The sequence below is a fragment of the Chroococcidiopsis sp. SAG 2025 genome, from assembly GCF_032860985.1.
GTDB lineage: Bacteria > Cyanobacteriota > Cyanobacteriia > Cyanobacteriales > Chroococcidiopsidaceae > Chroococcidiopsis.
Genome location: NZ_JAOCNC010000001.1, coordinates 26,104 through 45,942 on the forward strand (window position 1 = coordinate 26,104; position 19,839 = coordinate 45,942).

General features: G+C 45.8%; 17 protein-coding genes and 1 pseudogene. 10 read left to right on the forward strand and 8 right to left on the reverse strand.

Features of this window, described 5'->3' with window-relative positions:
- Positions 1-29 precede the first annotated feature (29 nt).
- A complete protein-coding gene (locus N4J56_RS00115; RefSeq protein WP_317104593.1) occupies positions 30-1,298 on the forward strand; it encodes an IS701 family transposase in 1,269 nt (422 codons plus the stop codon).
- Between the two features lie 20 nt (positions 1,299-1,318).
- Positions 1,319-1,630 (forward strand): annotated as a pseudogene (locus N4J56_RS00120) (CheB methylesterase domain-containing protein); the annotation flags it as partial.
- Between the two features lie 56 nt (positions 1,631-1,686).
- Here the strand turns inward: N4J56_RS00120 and N4J56_RS00125 are convergent.
- Positions 1,687-2,118, reverse strand: coding sequence for a hypothetical protein (locus tag N4J56_RS00125; RefSeq protein WP_317104595.1), 432 nt, complete (start codon positions 2,116-2,118; stop codon positions 1,687-1,689).
- A gap of 82 nt (positions 2,119-2,200) precedes the next feature.
- Complete coding sequence (locus N4J56_RS00130) at positions 2,201-2,557, reverse strand: HesB/IscA family protein (RefSeq protein ID WP_015152130.1); 357 nt, start codon at positions 2,555-2,557, stop codon at positions 2,201-2,203.
- A gap of 280 nt (positions 2,558-2,837) precedes the next feature.
- On the opposite strand from N4J56_RS00130, the gene N4J56_RS00135 reads away from it, so the two are divergent.
- Positions 2,838-4,484: a DUF6930 domain-containing protein gene (locus tag N4J56_RS00135; protein ID WP_317104596.1), complete on the forward strand. Its 1,647-nt coding sequence runs from the start codon at positions 2,838-2,840 to the stop codon at positions 4,482-4,484.
- A gap of 102 nt (positions 4,485-4,586) precedes the next feature.
- Here N4J56_RS00135 and N4J56_RS00140 read toward each other — a convergent pair whose 3' ends face one another.
- A complete protein-coding gene (locus N4J56_RS00140; RefSeq protein WP_317104597.1) occupies positions 4,587-4,925 on the reverse strand; it encodes a PAS domain-containing protein in 339 nt (112 codons plus the stop codon).
- 54 nt (positions 4,926-4,979) lie between these two features.
- Positions 4,980-5,828 carry a hypothetical protein gene (locus N4J56_RS00145; protein WP_317104598.1) on the reverse strand — a complete coding sequence of 283 codons (849 nt, stop codon included), beginning with the start codon at positions 5,826-5,828 and terminating at the stop codon, positions 4,980-4,982.
- 472 nt (positions 5,829-6,300) lie between these two features.
- Here N4J56_RS00145 and N4J56_RS00150 point away from each other — a divergent pair, with 472 nt between their 5' ends.
- Entirely contained in the window at positions 6,301-7,266 is a 966-nt protein-coding gene (locus N4J56_RS00150) for a hypothetical protein (protein ID WP_317104599.1), read from the forward strand.
- Here the strand turns inward: N4J56_RS00150 and N4J56_RS00155 are convergent.
- Positions 7,227-8,882, reverse strand: a complete 1,656-nt coding sequence (locus tag N4J56_RS00155) for an IS1182 family transposase (protein WP_317104600.1) — start codon at positions 8,880-8,882, stop codon at positions 7,227-7,229. The genes N4J56_RS00150 and N4J56_RS00155 overlap by 40 nt on opposite strands.
- Before the next feature lie 72 nt (positions 8,883-8,954).
- Between N4J56_RS00155 and N4J56_RS00160 the strand changes: the two genes are divergently transcribed.
- From N4J56_RS00160 to N4J56_RS00170, 3 genes are all read left to right on the forward strand, one after another.
- The gene (locus N4J56_RS00160) at positions 8,955-11,840 is read left to right on the forward strand and encodes a hypothetical protein (protein ID WP_317104601.1); all 2,886 of its coding nucleotides are present in this window, start codon (positions 8,955-8,957) and stop codon (positions 11,838-11,840) included.
- A 220-nt stretch (positions 11,841-12,060) separates the two neighbouring features.
- Positions 12,061-12,177 (forward strand): photosystem II reaction center protein I, encoded by a 117-nt coding sequence (locus N4J56_RS00165; protein ID WP_015152134.1) that lies wholly within the window; start codon positions 12,061-12,063, stop codon positions 12,175-12,177.
- Between the two features lie 159 nt (positions 12,178-12,336).
- Entirely contained in the window at positions 12,337-14,772 is a 2,436-nt protein-coding gene (locus tag N4J56_RS00170) for a DUF3769 domain-containing protein (protein WP_317104602.1), read from the forward strand.
- On the opposite strand, the gene N4J56_RS00175 is transcribed toward N4J56_RS00170, so the two are convergent.
- Positions 14,769-15,755 carry an ATP-binding cassette domain-containing protein gene (locus tag N4J56_RS00175; protein ID WP_317104603.1) on the reverse strand — a complete coding sequence of 329 codons (987 nt, stop codon included), beginning with the start codon at positions 15,753-15,755 and terminating at the stop codon, positions 14,769-14,771. The genes N4J56_RS00170 and N4J56_RS00175 overlap by 4 nt on opposite strands.
- Before the next feature lie 187 nt (positions 15,756-15,942).
- On the opposite strand from N4J56_RS00175, the gene dprA reads away from it, so the two are divergent.
- A complete protein-coding gene (gene dprA, locus N4J56_RS00180) occupies positions 15,943-17,055 on the forward strand; it encodes a DNA-processing protein DprA (protein WP_317104604.1) in 1,113 nt (370 codons plus the stop codon).
- Between the two features lie 126 nt (positions 17,056-17,181).
- Positions 17,182-17,715: a hypothetical protein gene (locus tag N4J56_RS00185; protein ID WP_317104605.1), complete on the forward strand. Its 534-nt coding sequence runs from the start codon at positions 17,182-17,184 to the stop codon at positions 17,713-17,715.
- Between the two features lie 585 nt (positions 17,716-18,300).
- Here N4J56_RS00185 and N4J56_RS00190 read toward each other — a convergent pair.
- Together N4J56_RS00190 and N4J56_RS00195 are read right to left on the reverse strand one after the other, a co-directional pair.
- Positions 18,301-19,086, reverse strand: coding sequence for an SDR family NAD(P)-dependent oxidoreductase (locus N4J56_RS00190; protein WP_317104606.1), 786 nt, complete (start codon positions 19,084-19,086; stop codon positions 18,301-18,303).
- 223 nt (positions 19,087-19,309) lie between these two features.
- The gene (locus tag N4J56_RS00195) at positions 19,310-19,519 is read right to left on the reverse strand and encodes a heavy-metal-associated domain-containing protein (RefSeq protein WP_317104607.1); all 210 of its coding nucleotides are present in this window, start codon (positions 19,517-19,519) and stop codon (positions 19,310-19,312) included.
- A gap of 35 nt (positions 19,520-19,554) precedes the next feature.
- Between N4J56_RS00195 and N4J56_RS00200 the strand changes: the two genes are divergently transcribed.
- Positions 19,555-19,707, forward strand: coding sequence for a hypothetical protein (locus N4J56_RS00200; RefSeq protein ID WP_317104608.1), 153 nt, complete (start codon positions 19,555-19,557; stop codon positions 19,705-19,707).
- Positions 19,708-19,839: the final 132 nt, after the last annotated feature.

A 19,839-nucleotide genomic window follows, 5' to 3' on the forward strand; every position in this document is an offset into this window, starting at 1 on the left:
TACGTCAGTCTCGACAGGAGCAACGTAAGGTGAAAGATCAAGTACCAGCAGCGATGCCGCAGTGCTTTGAGAACTGGTGTCGTCGGTTTGATGATGTATTTTCGCGTCAGAAGCAGCGGCAGGAATTTCGTGTTTATCTAGGGGGACTGCTGGGTGAGAGTCAGCGCAAAAACCTGAGCCAACTGGTCACAAATACAGTAGATGGCTCCTACAACAGCCTCAGACATTTTCTCAACAATGCCCCTTGGGATGAAGTCAAGCTAAATAATCGGCGGTTGGAGGTGATGCACCAGTGTCGCCAGACGACCCCGAGTCAAGGTTTCACATTGATTGTAGATGATTCGGGACATCGCAAAAGTGGTGCGGCTACTGATGGGGTAGGACGGCAGTACATTGGGGAGATTGGCAAGACTGACAATGGTATTGTGCTGCTGACTACCTACTTGTATGATGGAGTGCGACGTCTGCCGTTAGATGTTGCACTCTATCAACACGCAAGTTTATTCGAGCAAGGCAAGGCAGACCCCAACTTCCAGAAAAAACCTGACCTGGCTCTAGACTTGGTTGACCAATGCTTGAAGCGCGGTTATCGACCGGGTGTGACTGTAATTGATGCAGGCTACGGTAATAACACGCCTTTTCTCAAGCAGTTGGAGTCGAGAAACCTAACTTACGTGGCAGCAATCGCCAAAAACCGCCAAGTTACTGCTCAAACATCAGGTGATGAGTCTGCTCGTAAGCAGGGATTAGAAGCTATTGCTCAAACCTTGGCAGTGGAGCAGTTCACACCTGTGCAACTCAATCTGGAGCAGCCCCGGACAGTTTGGGTGGCGCTGTTACCAGTTCACGTTCCGAAGCTCGAAGGCACTCGCTGGCTGGCGATTCAACTCAATGCCTCTAGTTTCGAGCAAGCGACGGAGGTGGATTACTTTCTCACCAATGCCTCTGACAACCAAGTCAGTGCGGCTTGGGTAGCTCAAACATATTCTGCTCGCAACTGGGTGGAGGTCTTCTATCGAGAAGCCAAGGGCTGGTTGGGTTTGAGTGAGTATCAAGTTCGGGATGCTCTGAGTATGAAGCGTCATTGGGTTTTAGTGTTCATCGCTTACACCTTCATCCTTTGGCATCAGTTGACCGGCGGATTCCGCAGACGTTGGGCAACCAAACCCTTACAAACCTTTGCCGAAGCATTGGAGGCATTCCGCACCGCAGTCGAGTTTCGTTTGGTCCGCTGGCTTAATGAGCATGTTGATGTATTTGCCTCTCACAGAGCTAAGTTCGGCTATATTTGGGCTTAGAAAGTTTTAAAGTCCCACTAGGCAAGTTTACTCTTAACCGAGCAACTGGCGTTGTAGATGGTCACTGCCCCTCAGTTACAGTGATGTTTAAATCTGCTGCCCAGTTTTATAGCAAAGGAATGATGGGCGTGCTACTCACAGGAATGGGTAGAGATGGTGCTACAGGGATGCAAGCGATCGCTCAAGCCGGAGGAGTGACAATTGCTCAAGACGAGGCAAGCAGCATCGTGTTTGGAATGCCAAAAGAAGCGATCGCTCTAGGAGCCGCGCAATACACCTTACCGATTCAAAGCATAGCTCCCTTCGTGCTGAGTCGAGTTTTTAGCAGATAACCGTTAGCAGTTATCAGTTGTCAATTAGCCATTAGCAATTAACCATCAACCATTAACTAACTTTCAGAAGCTTCAAACAACCACTTCCTAACTCGTTCCATGCTTTGCCAATCTGGTTTGCGGCTCATGCCATCGGCAATGTTTTGCTTGACTTCATCTCGCATATCGGAATCAACCATGATAAACTGCATGGCGCGATCGACGTGTTCTCGCACGCCTTTTTGTCCGGTTTCCAGCATTGCTACGGCAAGGTTAACTCTGGACTGGGCATCTTGGGGATGTAACTTAACTGCCTTTTGCGCCGCTTTGAGGGCAGCGTTTGATTTGTCGCTTAATAAATACAACCACGCCAAACAAGTCCAAGCAGCGCTGCTTTTGGGAGCGCGATCGCAAATGTCTTGAAAAACTGGAATTAACTTCTCTGGTTCTTCGCCAGCCTTGTAGCGTTCGAGTGCTGATTCAAATAAAGATGAGACAGTATCGGTCATTGTTAATGAAAGAAAGTAGGTAAATAGTTAACGGTTAACGGCTGACAGTCAACCGTTAACTGTCAACTGTCAACTCTACCTATTAAACACCAAACGATTTCCCGCAGCCACAAGTTTGATTGGCGTTGGGGTTCGTGAATTGGAAGCCGCCACCGATCATGGCATTACTGTAATCTAGCTGTAAGCCATAAAGGTATAAGATGCTTTTGCGATCGCACACGATCTTGAAACCTTCGTAATCGTAGACTTCATCATCGGCTCTAACTTTACTAATATCTTCAAAATCCATCATGTAAGACATTCCAGAGCAGCCACCCTGACGCACTCCCACCCGCAAGCAGAGGTCTTGCCCTTGGCGATCGCGCAGAAATGAAATGTGTTGCAGAGCTGCTTGGGTTAACTGAATGCCTCGTTGTTGAGACTGGGTTGCTGATGTCATAGACTGTTACAACTCCTGGTATGGTTTTAGAATGCAATATGCAGCTTTTTCGTCCATTGTAACGGCAACAGAGGTGCGGTTTGAGAAATTGTCAACGATCCTGACCAAAGCACCACAAAGATTTCTATCCTAGAATTGATAGGTCTAATTGGATGAAACGGGATCGGGGAAAATACAACTCCTGTTGGCTGAGGCAAGGCTGCCAATTGCTTAACTACAGCTCCCACACCTAAGTAAGATCGAAAGTTTGCACTGTCTCCCTGATTGGCTTGGTTGGTCTATGACAACTTCGTTAAATAGCTCCACGCGACGGCGTTTGCAGAAATTGAATCAAATTCCTTGTGTCTGGGAGGGCGATCGCCGCACGTTATCAGCGCCAAGCCCCAGAGGGGACGCAGAGGCAGGGAGCGAGTGTATTTTGTGGGTCGATGGCTCTCAAGGAGTCGTGCGAGCAATGGATGTCGTGGCTACTGACAGCGGACCCGAAGTTGTCGTGCGCACGCTGTTGCGGGCAATGGAGCATCCCAACAGTCCCGCCAAACCCGCTCGTCCTCAAAAAATTGTCGTGCGCGATCGCGAAATTCAGTTTTACTTGCGCGGCGTGTTACAAGAATTAGACATCGTGATCGATTACGTCCCCGATCTACCGCTAATTGATGAATTGTATCGCGGCTTTGAAGAATTTGGAGAAGCTCATCCCCCCGAATTACCACCACAATATGCCACCGCACTCAAAAAGAAAGCATTTGAGATTTGGCAAGCTGCTCCTTGGGAGTTGTTAGAAGAACACCAAATTATCGCCGTCAAGCTCAACCATTTTGATATCGAAACCCTATATATTTCTGTGATGGGAATGTTAGGGATGGAATATGGCATTTTGCTCTATCGCTCTGCTGAATCCTTGCAAAGATTTCGAGCGAAAGTTTTGATTGAAGAAGATGCCACAGAACAGCTAGAAGAAGCTTTTCTCAAACAAGATTGCTTATTTCTCACTTTCGAGCGCTCGGAAGATATGGATGGTGGTGGAGAATTTGTCGATCTAGCAGACCTACCCCTATCGGAGATTGAGCCATCTTTTGGTAATATCCATCCTCTAGAAGGACTGCGCTCTGTCCTCTATGAGGAGGAGGCTAGTGCTGTTTTTGTGGCTTTGGAAGCTTTAAATCGCTTTTTGCGAAACGAGCGCCGACAACTAGGCGGGAAAACTTTCCCTGAGATTAGCCGCAATTATCGCATTACACTACCCTCATCCCAGTCGGAGAAAAAATCTCACCCCCTCAGCGTGACTGTCTCCACCTTGCCGAATTTGGCTACAGAGTTAGAGGAAATGGCAGATGCAGTTGCAACTGAGGCAATAGAAGCAGAAGATTTGGACGACATGCCTCTATTTCAGTCTTTACGGGACGACCTAATCCCAGAAGATTCTTTTCTCAGTTTGGGGGTTGTGTCTTGGGAAATGGTGCAACAATTGCGCCAGAAAGTCACCCATCAGCAAGTCGGCAAGCCTACAGAAGCAGGAGATGGATTGCCAGTGATTTTGATTCAAACTTCCCGTCCTAAAGCCAAAGAAGCGATCGAGGTTATCTTGAGCGCGGGAGGACTTAGAGGTATCGGTTTTAATCCCGGAGCAGATCCGTTTGGTGGCGATCGCTATGATTTAGGAGTATTGCAAACCAACAATGGGGAATTATTTTTGTTTGGCGAATTTTTAGAAGACGATCCAGTTCACGTCGTCGCGAGAAAGAAGTGGAACGATCGCTGCAAGCATACCAAAGGCTATTGTGGCTTAATCGTCGCGAGAGGTCTAATGGGTGCTTCGCGGGGACAACCCCAAATGAAAGATATGATGGCACTGTTTGAAGCGCGATCTCTTTCATCTAAAGATTTAGGCATTGGAATGCTTCAGTTAATGCCACAGATTGAATAAGTGCGGTTATTGGTGATTGGTAGTTGGTAGTTGGTAGTCGGTTCTCCCCTGCTCCTCTGCTCGCTGCTCGCTGCTCGCTGCTCGCTGCTCGCTGCTCCCTGGTCACTGAGTCTGTTCTACTTTATGTTGCTCTAAATTGGCGAGATCGCGAAAAATAATCAAAAATTCTTTATCGCCAATTGTACTAATTCGTGCTTCTTGGTACTGCTGTTTGTCCTTGAAAGAAACCGGAAATTGAAAAATCTGAGTTGCGCCAGTTCTCAGAGCTAATCGAGCATATTCAATCAGCTGTTGTGCCGTTTCTGCTGGCAAGAACTCATTCACGTTCTTACCTAGGATATCTCCATTCAAAGTAAACGAATTAGCTTCTTTTGCTGGCATATAACTCAGACACGTACCATCTTGTTTCATCCGCAATATAGAATCTGGCAGCGCCCTCAATATCGTACTACTCGCCGTTTCACTTTCATATAAGGCAGCTTGAACTTCTTTTTGTCACCGCCAGTTCTGAATTAGTTTCTCTACTACGATCGCACCTAATACGCCACAGACCAAGCCGAGAATCCCAATTGGAATTAGCAAGTCTTGAGCAGAAAAATTAGATTGCGATACATCAGACACTGCTACGTTATATTTTTTCAGAACGACTCGTGACGTTATGCCGTACAGAGAGCTACAAAATACAATTAAAAATAAGATGAGTCCCAGCCAAGCCTGTCTGCGTAGTAAGGCAACTGTATTAGCTAAAGCAGAGGGTGATAATGTTTGAACGGGAGATTGCTGCGGTTGCTGTCGCGGAATTTGACTGCCGATTAACGAAGTCATCCTAATTCCAGCAATTAATAGTGCTATTAAACCCGAACCTAATAAGAGAATGTAAAAATTACTGAATGTTCCTCCTAAATATAATCCCTGATGAATTTCTAGCAAAAATCCGATTTGCTCTCTAGATAAACCGAGCCAGTCCCTTGCTATTGTGTAAGCTACACCTGTTTCGGCGCTAATTGAAAGTGGTAAAAGTAAAATCAATGCGAGCAGCCGATGGATATTGCGAATATTCGGTTTTGCCAGTTCGCGATCGCTACTCCGACGATCGAGTAAATGCGTACCTGTTACGCTCATTCCCAATATCCCCAAGCTAATCAGAATAATGTATATGGGAACGAGTCGTTTGCCTAGATATTCACCTTGATGAATTGTCATCAAAACATCACCAACTGAGTTGGAAACTCCAAACCAACTTTTGCCCAAGCGGTATGTAACTCCAGTCAGCGCACTAGCAAGTAGAGGTAAAAAAAGAATTGGAGCAAGCTGACGATGCAGTTTACGAAACTCTACTTTCATAGTAAACAACAAAACCTCTAGAGCAGCTTTTATCTTACTCTTAATAACGCTACTTAGTAAACTGTTTAGTCTTGCAAATAATTACATTAAGCCTCGCAATCTTGAGAATCGTTCCTAGTTTTTTTGCACTTTATTTGCACTGATTTAATATTTGAGTATGAATTCATACAGTTATTTGCGTACAAGAGTTCGCTTACCCTAAACTTGAAAAGTTTGGTGCAAAATTACATCGAAGGCATTTCCCGTGAGGCTAAGCGTTTGGTGTACCGATCGATCCCAATTGCTAATTCTTAGTAGATTTCTGTCTGATGATAGATGTTTTTTTCTTGTGTCATAAACACTTTGCGTTACAAGTATTAACAAATACTAGATTTCAGTATCGAAACATACAATATATTAATTGGCTTCTCTTTTATATTGCAATTTGAGTCATCAAGGTTGCATCTTTACGCTCGGAGTCAACAGTTATTTTATGGAAATTATCCAATTGCTTTTGGTTCGGTTGTTGTGCTGGCAGAATGTTTTTTCTTTTTTCAAAAATGTTTTTCCAGAAGTTACGGCTGCTGCGCTCATTACGGTTGTTAGTACAGATAATTTTAATTTTCCTCTAAATTTTTTACTATCTCTATCAAGTGCAACGCTGCTCAGATTAGTTTGGAACGGTGCGATTTTCATTCATGGCTTGGGACACGCGATCGCGATCGCCACTCTCGACCGACAACCAAATGTTCTCTGTCTCGTCAATATTCTCGAACATAGAAGTATAGCTGCTACATTGCGCTCGCTACTTCCTTTTCAGCCAATATTTATTCCAGGATGCGATCGAGTCGATTTATGGGTGGCAGCAGGCGATCTCACTCCTTGGCGGATCAGAATTAAAGCTCTTGGCGGGGTTTATTTTAACCTTCTTGCTATTGCCATATTATGGCAACTTTCTGCTGATAGTTTCGGCAGTATTTGGACGAGAGATCGTCAGGCGATCGCTTTGATTAGCACGTTTTTTAGTCAGACTTTTCTGGGTGCTAATTTGCTAATTATTCTTAGCTCCTGGTCCGATCTTGCAGCGTTAGTGACTGGAGTTGCAGAGATTTTTTGTTGCGGTAACTTTGGCTTTTTAGGTCAGCGCAATGCCGACGACGATCCGCGCCAGCTTTTGCCAGAGAGAGTCGTCAATATCTTTCATGAAATGGGGCGAGAGACAGAAATCCGCGGCGAACAAGCTGGTGGTAGAATGATTGTGGCAACAAACCGAGATAAACAGACTGTATTTGTTGGCAAAAAAGTTGTCAACAAAAAAAGAGACAATTTGACAAAATCGCTTGAAACAGCTTTTGCAGCAGAAAGACGCAGAGTAGCACTAGCAGGGATACTGTTGGCGAATTCATGGGAGAAAAAAAGCTACGCTATTTGGGGCTTAAGCTCCATAAATCGAGAGTAGCGAGTTTGAGCCAGTGGGATAGCTGAGAGCCAAGCAGACAAGCGAACCAAATTGAGAGCAGTGACAATCAGGATATGCTGAAGATGTGTTTTCGCCAATCCAACATATCGAGACTGCCTTAAGGCAGAACGTCTCACGCCTTGCGATAATGTTCCCTCCACTCCCGCTCGTTGCTGGTAGAGTTGCTTAAACTCTGACGTTTCTTGCACCTGCCGTCGCTGACGTAGAGCGTTGTATTTGGCTTGAGGTTGTAATGTCAATCTTCGGGCAGCTTTAGAGTGGGTACAACGTTTTCGGACTGGACAATGACGACAATCAGCTTGAGAAAAGTGGACGTGAACGACTCTCAAGCCACGATTGTCAATCTTGGGTCGCCAAATGATACTTTGATGCCCTTTAGGACAGGTGACGACTTGATTATCCCAATCCACTTCAAACTGCTCAGCAGAAAACTTAGAGTTATTTTGGGTCTGCCAACTGGGATTGATACGAACTTTTCCAAGCAGTTCGATTCCATAGTTTGCCTGACTATTAACAATATGGTCAGCTGTTACATACCCTGTATCCACCAAATGCTCTTCGGGTAGAAGTGATTTTTTCGATAGGCTTTGATGGACAGATTCAACGACTGCATCATCAGATATTGTTGATAGGGTAGTGCATACTCCAGTGATGAAGTGCGGACAATCCCGATCGCAAGTTTCAGTGAGGTGAACTTTGTAACCGACCCAATCAACACTACGTTTGGAACTGTAATGCGCCTCTACATCATAGGGTGAATGAATTGCCAGTGTGGATGGTGGCATGTCTTTGGGCGAGCGCCATTGCACGTTCCCGTCTTCAGTGGGTGCGTAAAATTGTTGCATCCAAATCCGTCGCAGTGTCTCAACGGCTGGAATTTGTCGCATCCACTCTGGAGTAGCCCAATCGTAAATTGCATCTAACAACGCAAATCCATCCTTGCCAATCGTGCGACCCAATTCTTCTCGCTCGCTGTCTAACTTAGGCAACCGATAGTTCTCGGTGCGACGACTGTAGCGGTCAAACCAAGCATCTTGTAAATGCTCTTCCAGCCAATCTGGAGCTGCGACAGCTAAACTATTGAGTGCAGCACGAAATGTTTCTCCCAACGTTTCCAGTCGATTTAGAATCCGAATGGCAGCCAGAACATGAGTTGAATCCGTCCGTTGCCGTTTGTGTCCTTTGAGCAATCCCTTGGATCGTAATTGCTCCAACAACTTGTCCAGCAGCTCTTGTTCTGCATTGCCTGCAATTAGACGAGTGCGAAATTCACTCAAAATTGAGTAATCGAATCCTGGATCGCTCAGGGAAAGACTGAGTGCATATTTCCAATCAATCCGCGCACGAACAGCATCAGCAGCTTGGCGGTCAGATAAATTCTCTATAAACTGCATTACACAAACAAGTGCCAGTTGCCAAGGAGCTTGAGCAGGTTGTCCACGTTTAGAAAATAGTGATGCGAAGGTTTCATCTTGGTAGATGCTGCCAAGGTTATCCCGAATTTGGATGTAGAGATTGCCTTTAGGAAAAGCTGCTCTTGCAACCACTACCGTATTCTCTGGAATCGGAGGAATGGTTTGGGGTTGCATGGACATATTGCACCTCCACTAACTAGCTTGGTCTTTACCTTAATCCTACGCAAGGCAGCTAATTCTGATTTTTCTCTCATGAATTCGCCAACAGTATCAGCAGGTATTAAACCCCTAGAATCGACAGTGACGGGGGTGTGGCACTATCGCTTTGGAACGAGCGGACCCCCTGCTGTATTGGAAACTCATTGGCATGAATGGATGAGTGCCAGACAAGCATCTGTATGGCAATTTCTTGAGGGAGAGTGGGTTCACCAGTACAAAAACGTCAATCATCGGATTACCCACAACGGCGATTTTGATGCTTGGACGCTGTTCGATCGCTCAATTGGAAATACCGAGTTAGGCTGGTGGTTAGAAAGAGTTTTGCATACCCCCAACCACGCGCGGGGAGATTCGCCCAAAATTGCGGGCATGATGGATCTACTAGTGACTCAAGGTATGTGGGATGCTTCGGTAAGATTAGCCTATCAACTGGCGATCGCTCCTTCAATCGAGTCAGCTTTTGGCGGACAAAAACCCGCCGTTGATGCCCCAAATACAACCCCTTCCCCGCAAAACATTAGCAATTGGGCAGCCACGTTTGAAAATATCTTCGTGCTATATCGCAAGCTTTTAGCAGCTCCAGATTCTCCCGCCTGTAGCCAATACTTTTGTCGTCTGGAACACGATATTCTCCAAGCAACGACCAACGACAGCTCGATGAGCCAATGGTCTTGGCAAAGAAGAGTCACCTTTGTCAGAACGGCAATTCATGCTTTCTTTCATAACGACTTATATTTTGCCACCAAAACGTTCATGTCGAGAGCGGAAGGGAGTTTTGGCTTAGTTACGGTTTCTACTCTAGACGAAGGACGGCTGGTACTGAGCGCTCAAGGACAACCAATGTCCGTTGGCTTCAATTGGCAAGACGAATACATGGTTTATGCCTCCGAACCAGCCGCCGTTGATGCTGTGTTACTGAATTTACCAGAATCTTACCGTTTGGACTTAGACCAGAAAATGGGAGAAATTGCAATGGTTACAGCCAAAGACATTGCAATTTACTCGATGAGTCAAAAATGCGAAGTCGCTTCATCAGACCTCAAGGATAGATGGATATCGATGGCAGACCATCCCTATCTACCCCAGGTTAAATATCCTGAAAACGACACCATAGATCCAATTGCGGCTGACTGTCGAGAAATCCCGCCAATTCTGGCAGAAATTAGACTATCGTGGCAGAATTCAGCCTCACTCGATCGCCAAAGTGCAGATTATCTGGTTCATCTCTTTTGTGAAAAGGCGCATAAATTCGAGCAAAAGCGGCAAAAAATGGTGCGTGCTGGGTTGACCGGACACATGCAGCAATTACCGTCTGTCGATCTGCTCGTGACAGGTGTAGAAAATAGTTTGTGGTTGGGAGAGAGATTTGCCCAGGATTTAAAGATTGTCTTTCCGTGGCTCAACGTGCGGGTCATCTCTTCCAACGAAGTTTTGCAGCAACTTCAGCACGGCTTTAGCAGCTTGCAGCTCGGTAAAGATTCCATCGTCCTAGCGATTACTCAATCGGGTCAAACTTTTCCTACAGTACAGGCAATTAATACCTTCGACCAGCTATTTAGGCAAGACATCATCGGCGAGCTATTTATTTTAACTGGAGAGTTAAGCAGTTTTTTAGGCTCTCGGGTGATTCAACCGAAGCACTCAAATACTGTGCGTCACAATATCTTCGTCAATGGGAGCGGACGCAGAACTTCTGAACCTGCCACGATCGCAGTTGCCGCAGCTCAACATACTTTAACGGAATTGTTACTTTATCTAGCGAAGCAGGTCAAACATCATTTTCCTGACTCCAGCCCCTTTGGGATGACCTTGACTCAAGAAAGTCTCGCTGCCTTAGAAAAGATGAAGGATGACTTTCTCGATATCAATGTCGTGCAAATTATGGGGACAACTCCAACTGGAAACACAATTGAAACTGCGATCCGACAAACTCTAATTGCAGGTGGTCGCACATGGGCGCTCCATATCTTAGAAACGCCTCTAGCGTGGGGAATTCATGCTTTATATGTTGCGATTACAGTCGGATGGGCAATTCCTTTCGGTCATACAATTCCCTTAGCTAAGACAATTTTGGATCTGATTGTTTGGATAGCTCATATACCCCAAGATGCAGTTCTTTTGGGAATAGTTAATCCTGTTGTTCATTTAGTTGACATTGCCATATACATTTTCGGCTCTTGGCTGTGGACGCTAGGACTGCGCTATTTTCAAGGCAGGCAACTCCTCGCCCGAATTGGCAAAAGAACCTTGGTAATTGGTGACGTAACTTGGGTGAGCAAATTATTAAAATCCTATGTCAGCAAATTGTTTTCTCTCAGCTACGGAATTGCTTCTTTAGAAGTTCATGGGGCAAATCCAGAAGACGATTTATTGCATGATTTTGGACACCGAGTCGTGAGAGGGACTTTGCTATTTTTGGGCGTACCCGATGGTAGACGGGGACAGAAGCAAAAACACCAAGAAAACGCTGCAATTATGACGGGCAAACAAGCAGACGGCGTGAGAAACATTGATGTCGGACCGGAAGTTGTTGTCATGGGTGCTAATCCTGAAATTGCCCGCAAAGGCTTCAGTAGCGCGATCGTTTTAGAAGATAACGATGAGTATTTTTACTTCAGAAATGCCGCTTTTTACTTTAAAGACCAAAATGCCGAAGATCAAAAAGAACTGATTGAGGATTTGAGAGAATCTCGATTTGGGGCTTTTGAGCGATTGCTAGCCAGTTACGTATTCTTCTGGGCCTTAGCGAAAAAAGTCGCTTCATTTCCTTTCCTGCGATATCAGCACTGGAAGTCTCAAAGCCGTACCAAGATCATGACGACTGCCGCACCAGTAGCAGGAATGAGCGTAGCAACACCAAAACAACTTTACCAACCAGACCGAGACGACAAGCCAGAAGCAGTTATCAGTGACCAGTGACCAGGGAGCGCTTCGGTGCAGGGAGCAGTCAAGAAAGGGTGTTGTGGGAAGTCGAAAGTCGGAAAATTTTGAATTTTGAATTTTGAATTTTAACAGTCTCCCTTGCCCTCCCCTAATAGTCTCTTTAGTCCCTAGCCGCTTATTAAGGTATTATTAGTAGAGCTGTCTGAGTTGAATCAGACACAAATATCAGCTTCTCATACAGCTTGGAGATACACCTATGCTGACGCTTAAGATTGTCGTATATATCGTTGTTGGTTTTTTCTTGACGCTGTTCGTCTTTGGCTTTTTGTCTAATGACCCAGCTCGTAACCCCGGTCGGAGAGATCTCGACTAGGTAATGATAACTAGGTAACGATAAAAAGAAACCTTTACTAGCAAGTGATGTGACAGCGCGTTTGGATTTGCCAACGCGCTCGATTTCTATCAATAAGCGGTAAAGCTGTGCGTTGGTTGGTTATACTCTGGGCTGGTTGTTTGCATCTTTAGCTGAAATATGACTCAATCTGTGCCACCGCCCAAACCACCCGCTCTCATTCAACACCTACCACCAAAGCAAATTTTCTCGCCCCGCAGTCGAGGAGATCGACCTTTTGCTGTTGCTGAATTGTTGACAGCCAAATCTGCTTCCTCCCCAGCAGCGACGACCAGAACCGCAGCCGCGATCGCCATAAAAAAGGCTGTGATGTTAGGTTCTGAAGTAAACGTCAGTTATGGTGCGGAGCAGTTTGATATTGTTCAGACAGATATAGGTATAGAACCAATTGGTAAGACAGAGGGCAAAAGACAAAAGGTAGAAGAACATTTGATTTGCTCCCCTACTGCTATTTGCCATCGTACTTCTGCCGTTAAAAGACCAGCGCAACCGATTCCAGCTTTTCGCCCGTCTGGGGCGATCGTCAAATTTAACAAGCTGTTGGCACAAGTCGCAACACCAACTAACCCTTCAGAGCTTGACCCTAATCGTCCTCAAGAATTAGATTTTCGCGCCCCTACACCTTCTAGTCCTCCTCAGCAAACACAGCCGCCGCAACCACCGCAATCAACTCCTACGAATGTCCCAGCGACTAAACGCAGGGTGATAGAAGTCAATTCAGACCGTCAAGAATACGATGCCAATCGCCGCATCGTGACGGCAGAAGGTAGGGTTGAGGTGAGATTGCAAGATGGAGTTCTCAATGCCGATCGCTTGCAAGTTAGCATTCCGAATTTAATTGCTGTTGGTGAAGGTAATGTCGTCTACACCACGGGTAAACAAGTCTTAAGGGGAGAACGATTCACATTCAACATCGTCCAAGATAGCGGGACTCTCCAAGGGGGTAGAGGGGAAATTTTTATTCCCTCAGCGAGTCGAGATTTTGCCGCTCCGATTGGGTCTGATGTGACTACGAGTAGCGTTTTACCAGGTGGCGATCGCTTTGCCCCCAATCAATTATTACAGCAAGTCACTAGCGCCGGAGGACTGAATATCAACTACGGTAGCAAAAGGGGAATAGCTGGCGTTCCTCCACTAAATCAAAAAGGTGGCACGGTGAAGCGGCTGCGGTTTGAAGCCGAGAAGATCGATTTCTACCGCGAAGGCTGGCAGGCAGAAAATGTCAGAATTACGAACGACCCATTTTCGCCACCGGAGTTAGAACTGAGGGCAGATCGGGTGACGTTGGTGCGAGAAACACCTCAGCGCGATCGCATTCGTACCCAAAAGCAGCGTTTGGTATTCGACGAAGGATTTTCATTACCAATTCCCCGCGACCAAGCAGTCATCGATCGCAACCAGCGCGAAACCAACCCCGCCTTGGCTCAAATTGGTTTTGATGGCGACGATCGCGGCGGAATTTTTATCGAACGCAATTTCCCTATTTTTAATGCTGATGCAGTTCAGTTCAGCGTTACGCCTCAGTTTTTCGTGCAAAAGGCAATAGATCAGGGAAATGGTAATTTCTTTGACTCAGAGTATTTTGGCTTGAGGGCAAATCTGAGGGCGAGTACGGGATTGAGAAATGCGATAACTGGTTCGGCAATCCTAACTAGTCTAGATTTTGGTGACTTAGAAGACAACTTGCGTGGCAGTTTGCGCTTTCAACAGTTAGTTGGTGGACGTTTAGCCCATACCGTCTCATTGGAAGCTAGCTATCGCGATCGCTTGTACAACGGTACATTAGGATATCAAGATGTCCAAAGTAGTATTGGTGGAATTGTGAATTCTCCCATCGTGCCGTTGGGAAATACAGGCATTAATTTAAGCTATCAAGCAGGTTATCAATATATCAATGCCAATACAGACCGCTTGGAACTATTAGACACCGTGCGGGAGAACGATCGCGTTTCTCTCGGTCGCTTTCAAGGTAGTGTAGCCCTCAATCGCGGTTTTTTACTTTGGGAAGGAAAAGGTTTACCTGCAACAGCCGAGCAAGGACTGAAATACACGCCCGTTCCAGTCGTTCCTTACTTAGCAGCTTTTGCTGGTGTCACTGGAACTAGTAGTTTCTATAGTAATGGCGACAACCAATCAACCTTAATCGGTACGGTGGGACTAGAAGGGCAAATCGGTCATTTCTCTCGCCCCTTTTTGGACTACACTCGCGTTAATGTCAGTTATTCCGAAGGTATTCGCAGTGGTATCTCGCCGTTTTTGTTTGACCGTGCTGCCGATACTCGGGTTTTAGGCTTTGGGTTTACCCAGCAACTTTATGGTCCTTTTCGCATTGGTTTTCAAACATCATTCAACCTGGATAATAACGACACGCTCAGTACCGACTACGTTTTAGAATACAGTCGGCGTACCTACGGCGTTGTCTTGCGCTACAATCCCGAACTAGAAATCGGTTCTATCAGCTTGCGAATTAGCGACTTCAACTGGACGGGTGGCGGCGATCCTTTCTCGACTACTGGAGTTCGTCCCGTAGTTGGCGGAGTGGAGAGAGGCGATTAAGATGCCACTTTCCCGGCGGTAAAGACTCGCCCGATCGCCTCTTCGACTGGCGGATCGGTGACGGTTAAATCGACGACTTCTAACTCTGATAGCATTCTTGCGACTGCCCGCGTCATTTCTTCGCGTTTGATACAAAAACGTACCGACAGACCCGTAACGGCTTTAATTTCACCATAAGGTAGTAAATCTTGTTCGGCTATAGGATGGGCAAGTTCTACCTGCACTTCGCGATAGGGAGAAAAGTTATCCACAAGTTGGTCTAGACTGCCATCGTAAACTAATTGTCCTTTATGAATCACCAAAACTCGCTGACAAAGGGCAGTAATATCCGCCATATAGTGGCTGGTTAACAGAATTGTTGCCCCATACCTTTGATTGTATTCCCGCAGAAATTCTCTGACTCCAACTTGCGCGTTCACGTCCAATCCTAAAGTCGGTTCGTCTAAAAATAAGACTTTAGGTTGATGCAACAAGGCGGCTAAAAGTTCCGCTTTCATGCGTTCCCCTAAGGAAAGTTTGCGCACGGGTTGATTCAGCTTACCTTGCAGGGAGAGCATTTCTGTCAGTTCCCCAACACGGCGGCGATACTCTTGAGTCGAAAGTCCGTAAATTGCAGCATTGATTTTTAGCGAGTCTAAAGCTGGCAAATCCCAGATCAGTTGTTGCTTTTGCCCCATAACTAAAGTAATTTGCCGCAGAAATTCCGGTTGGCGTTGAAAAGGAATTTGTCCGGCTACCCTAACTCGTCCGTTAGAAGGATGGATCAAACCCGTGAGCATTTTGAGCGTCGTAGTTTTGCCTGCTCCATTTGCCCCTAAAAAGCCGACGACTTCCCCAGGTTCAATTTGAAACGAAACTTGCTTGACTGCTTCAATTTGTCGGTACGTACGCCGAAAGAAGTGGCTGATAGTTCCTTTTAATCCAGGCTCTTTTACAGCGACGGGATAAACTTTACTTAAATTTTCTACTAAGACTATAGACATTTAGCAACCTAAGTGATAAGGAATGAGTAATAGAAAGTCAAAAGTCAAAAGTCGAAAGTTCAAATTTGCCTCTCACCTCTTGCTAGCTCGCCTTTTGTCTAACCCACCAACTACCAATTACCAATAAGCCAAAAGACAGGCTATAACCGAGTAATCTAACAGGCGCACATACATTAAGGATAAATCATTGACGGAAGAAAGGGCTTTTTGGCTGGCATGGGCGCAAATTTCTGGGGTTGGTCCAGTGTTGTTACAGCGCTTGCAAGAGCATTTTGGAACGCTAGCAGCAGCTTGGCAAGCGAGTTCGACCGATCTACAAGCAGTGGAGGGGATGGGAACGCAGACGCTCGAACAGGTAAATGCGGCGCGATCGCAACTGCATCCAGCAGAATTTCTCGCCACGCACACAGCACAAAACCCCCACTTCTGGACACCCACAGACAGCAATGAGTATCCCCGTCTGCTATTGGAAATTCCCAGTCCGCCACCCGTGCTGTACTATCGCGGCGTGGTGAATCACGAAGAAAATCAAGGTAGAAAATCGCTCATTGGAATTGTTGGCACGCGCAGTCCTTCAGAATATGGCAAGCGTTGGACGCGGAAAATTAGTATGGTGCTTGCTCGTAACGGGTTTACTGTCGTGTCTGGATTGGCAGAAGGCATTGATACGGAAGCACATCAAGGTTGTCTGGATGCAGGCGGAAGGACGATCGCGGTTTTGGGAACGGGAGTCGATCTCGTCTATCCACCTCGAAATCAACGGCTTTACGAGCAAATTGTCGAGCAGGGTTTAGTAGTCAGCGAATTTCCCAGTAAAACTCCCCCAGATCGCGCCCATTTTCCCCGCCGCAATCGAATTATTGCAGGTTTATGCCGTGCAGTGTTGGTCATGGAAGCTCCTACTAAGTCAGGTGCTTTGATTACGGCACGGTTTACGAATGATTTCGGGCGGGATGTTTACGTCTTACCCGGTAGTTTAGATAACCCGCGATCGCATGGTTGTTTGGGTTTGCTGAATAAGGGAGCTACGGTCATTTTAAGTGAAGGTCATTTGCTGGAATTGTTGGGAAGTCTGCCGCACCTCGATCCAGCCCCCCCTATTATCGAGCAATTAAGTCTGCCAGATTTAGCACCAGAACTTCAGCAAGTGCTGACGACAATTGCATCTGAGTTAATGTCTTTTGATGCGATCGTCCAGCAAACGGGCTATGCTACGGGTATAGTTGCTAGTGCTTTGTTGCAGTTGGAATTGCTGGGGTTAGTATCTCAGCTACCAGGGATGCGGTATCAACGCTGTTAGGCTGAATCAGTTGTCAGGGAGCGCACGAGCAGGAAGCAGGGGAAGAAAGCAGGGAAGCTTCAGGTGCTTCAGGAGCAACAACCATCAACCATCAACCATAAACCAACAACCATCAACTTACTCCTCATGTCAAAATCTTCTCTAGAAGTACCCGCAGCAGTATCTTTTGAGCAAGCGATCGCCCTGACTCAATCTCTGCTATCACAGGTAGAAGCAGGCTCTCTCTCGGAAGCAGACATAGCCACTGTTATATCGGCATTAGTCAAGACAGAAAACGGTGCGAGGGGGTTTTTCGTAACTTACCTCACCTCAGCATCATCCATAGCAGATTCTCCCTCCGCCGCCGTTGTCGAGGCACTGCGATCGAGTCCAGACATCGTGGCAGAACTGCTAGTCAAAAATATAGCCATGTCAACAGCGCAAGCTATCTTTCATCGTCGGCAGCAAAAAGAAGACATGGCAAAAGGCTCCGAACAAGTCAGCCAGCGGACGACAAAGCTCATACAGCTTGTCGATTTGCCTAGCGTCCGCGATCGCGTCCAGCAACTCATGCACTCAGCCAAAACTAGAGAAGGGAATTACAAAGGCTTTTTAGACCGCTGGAATTACGATACCGAGCAGCGACAGGCAATTTCTCAAGCTTTAGAGCAAATCAAGTAACTTTTCTTGACTCACCACCTACCACTTTTGATTGTGCCAGTTAAAAGACCGGAATCGAGTCCGATCGTTTTGTAGAAAATATTAGGCACACTAAGGCAAGAGTGAAAATTGCTTTCTGTGCTGCCCAGACGAGATTGCAATTACGTGTGTGGTGATGAGGAAAGAGTTATGTTTCAAAGAATATTATTAGCTTTATCGATCACTTTATCCCTCTATTTATTTTGGGGAATCCGCTTACAATCAAATACTTCTAGGGTAGAGCGTCAGACTTATTTTGCCGAGATAACAAGTTTTGCATATCTTAACAAAAACTTAGTAAAAGGTAATTGAGCGCAATGATAAAACGATATTGTTTTAAATCAGAGCGATCGTCTACTCACTTTCCCTAATATCTGGCTTAAGTAGTAGGGTGGGCGTTGCCCACCCTATTTATTTACTGGCTTGAGTAGTAGGTGGGCGTTGCCCACCCTATTTATTTAATTTTTTGATTTTTTGCTTTTGTACGGGCGGGTATACCAATCCACTCTGACCCCAACAAATCTTTCCAATAAACCCGCCCCTACGAATGACTTTTGACTTGCTAAATTATCCCTTCAGCAACGATTCCCCGCCATCAATCCACATTTCCGTACCTGTAATGTGACTAGAAGCATCGGAAGCTAAGAATAAAACTAATTGAGCTACTTGTTCCGATGTTCCTGGCTTACCATCTGTTAAAGGAACTTTACCTTCAGGAAACTCCACAGGTTCCTTAATTTCTTCTAAATTGCGTCGTTCGGTATTCTCATCAATACTAGTCTCGATCGCCCCAGGACAAATTACATTTACCCGAACTCTGTGTTCTGCCAACTCTAAAGCAACCATTTTGGTGAAAGCAACTTGAGCCGCTTTCGTACAAGAATATGCGGTTGCACCTGTATTACTAAACACCCGTGTCCCATTAATTGATGAAGTAATAATGATGGACGATCCTGGTTGTTTTTTTAGATAAGGTACGGCATATTTAACCGTTAAAAAAGTCCCCGTCAGATTGATATTTATCGTTTTGTTCCACTCTTCGGGTGTTAATTCCTCCAAAGATGCCCAAACACCATTAACACCAGCATTCGCAAAAACAATGTCCAAACGTCCCCACTTCTCAGCAGCTGTTTGGTTCGCTTGTTGCATCTGTTCGGGTTGAGAAATATCACCAATTACAGATATTGCCGTACCCCCACTCGATTCAATTTCAGCTAGAGTTTTCTCTAACTCATCTTCAGAACGTCCTAATAGTGCAACTTTTGCCCCTTCCTTAGCCATCAATTTAGCGGCTGCTTTGCCAATCCCAGAACCCGCGCCTGTCACTAATGCGACTTTTCCTGCCAGTTGCATAAACCGATCTCCCTACTTTGCTCTGACAGATGTGTATCACGTAGTCAAGGGATGAGTCATACTGCTGAAGGGGTAACACCTAAACAAGTCAAAAGTTAAAAGTCAAAAAGGGAAAATTTAGTTCTGGTCATGCTTTCGACTGCTAGCTGTAGGCAAATTCAATGTGGAACAACTTAACGGTTGAAGGTTAACAATTAAATGTCAACCGTCAACCAATGACTGATTACCCAGCTTGATATCCTTCAACTGTAAAACCCGCAGCTACGATTGACTGCTTAATTGTCTCTTCGGATGCCGCAGATTCTACCGTTACCGTCTTAGCATCGACATCAACATCGACTTTAGCATCGGGTTCCATCGTATGGATCGTCTCGGTAATCGTCTCTGCACAATCATCACACTTGATATCGGGTACTTTTAGTTTGAGTGCCATAGAAAAATCGGAAATTTGTCATTTTTTGTCTTCAGATGTCAATCTTATCGACTCAAGGCGCGATCGCTCATGACTCTTCAGCTAGATTTGTAAATGATTGGGGAGTCGGGAGTCGGGAGTCGGGAAGACAAGGGAGACAAGGGAGACAAGGGAGACAAGGGAGACAAGGAAGCGATTCTCGCTGTTAATAACTGATAACTGATAACTGATAACTGGTAGCTGTAACTTTAACCAAAATGCAAAAATATATTGAGCGGGAGTCGTGAGTCGGGAGTCGTGAGTCGGGAGTTGAGAACAGTCAGCTACCAATTACCATTCAC

Excerpts from the sequence above, each read along its gene's own strand:
- N4J56_RS00130 (WP_015152130.1), bottom strand. The coding sequence starts at position 2,557 with ATGACATCAGCAACCCAGTCTCAACAACGAGGCATTCAGTTAACCCAA.
- N4J56_RS00200 (WP_317104608.1), top strand. The coding sequence starts at position 19,555 with ATGTCAATCTTATCGACTCAAGGCGCGATCGCTCATGACTCTTCAGCT.
- N4J56_RS00160 (WP_317104601.1), top strand. The coding sequence starts at position 8,955 with ATGAATTCGCCAACAGTATCAGCAGGTATTAAACCCCTAGAATCGACA.
- N4J56_RS00175 (WP_317104603.1), bottom strand. The coding sequence starts at position 15,755 with ATGTCTATAGTCTTAGTAGAAAATTTAAGTAAAGTTTATCCCGTCGCT.
- N4J56_RS00165 (WP_015152134.1), top strand. The coding sequence starts at position 12,061 with ATGCTGACGCTTAAGATTGTCGTATATATCGTTGTTGGTTTTTTCTTG.
- N4J56_RS00155 (WP_317104600.1), bottom strand. The coding sequence starts at position 8,882 with ATGTCCATGCAACCCCAAACCATTCCTCCGATTCCAGAGAATACGGTA.
- N4J56_RS00170 (WP_317104602.1), top strand. The coding sequence starts at position 12,337 with ATGACTCAATCTGTGCCACCGCCCAAACCACCCGCTCTCATTCAACAC.
- N4J56_RS00150 (WP_317104599.1), top strand. The coding sequence starts at position 6,301 with ATGGAAATTATCCAATTGCTTTTGGTTCGGTTGTTGTGCTGGCAGAAT.
- N4J56_RS00135 (WP_317104596.1), top strand. The coding sequence starts at position 2,838 with ATGACAACTTCGTTAAATAGCTCCACGCGACGGCGTTTGCAGAAATTG.
- N4J56_RS00145 (WP_317104598.1), bottom strand. The coding sequence starts at position 5,828 with ATGAAAGTAGAGTTTCGTAAACTGCATCGTCAGCTTGCTCCAATTCTT.
- N4J56_RS00195 (WP_317104607.1), bottom strand. The coding sequence starts at position 19,519 with ATGGCACTCAAACTAAAAGTACCCGATATCAAGTGTGATGATTGTGCA.
- N4J56_RS00185 (WP_317104605.1), top strand. The coding sequence starts at position 17,182 with ATGTCAAAATCTTCTCTAGAAGTACCCGCAGCAGTATCTTTTGAGCAA.
- N4J56_RS00190 (WP_317104606.1), bottom strand. The coding sequence starts at position 19,086 with ATGCAACTGGCAGGAAAAGTCGCATTAGTGACAGGCGCGGGTTCTGGG.
- N4J56_RS00125 (WP_317104595.1), bottom strand. The coding sequence starts at position 2,118 with ATGACCGATACTGTCTCATCTTTATTTGAATCAGCACTCGAACGCTAC.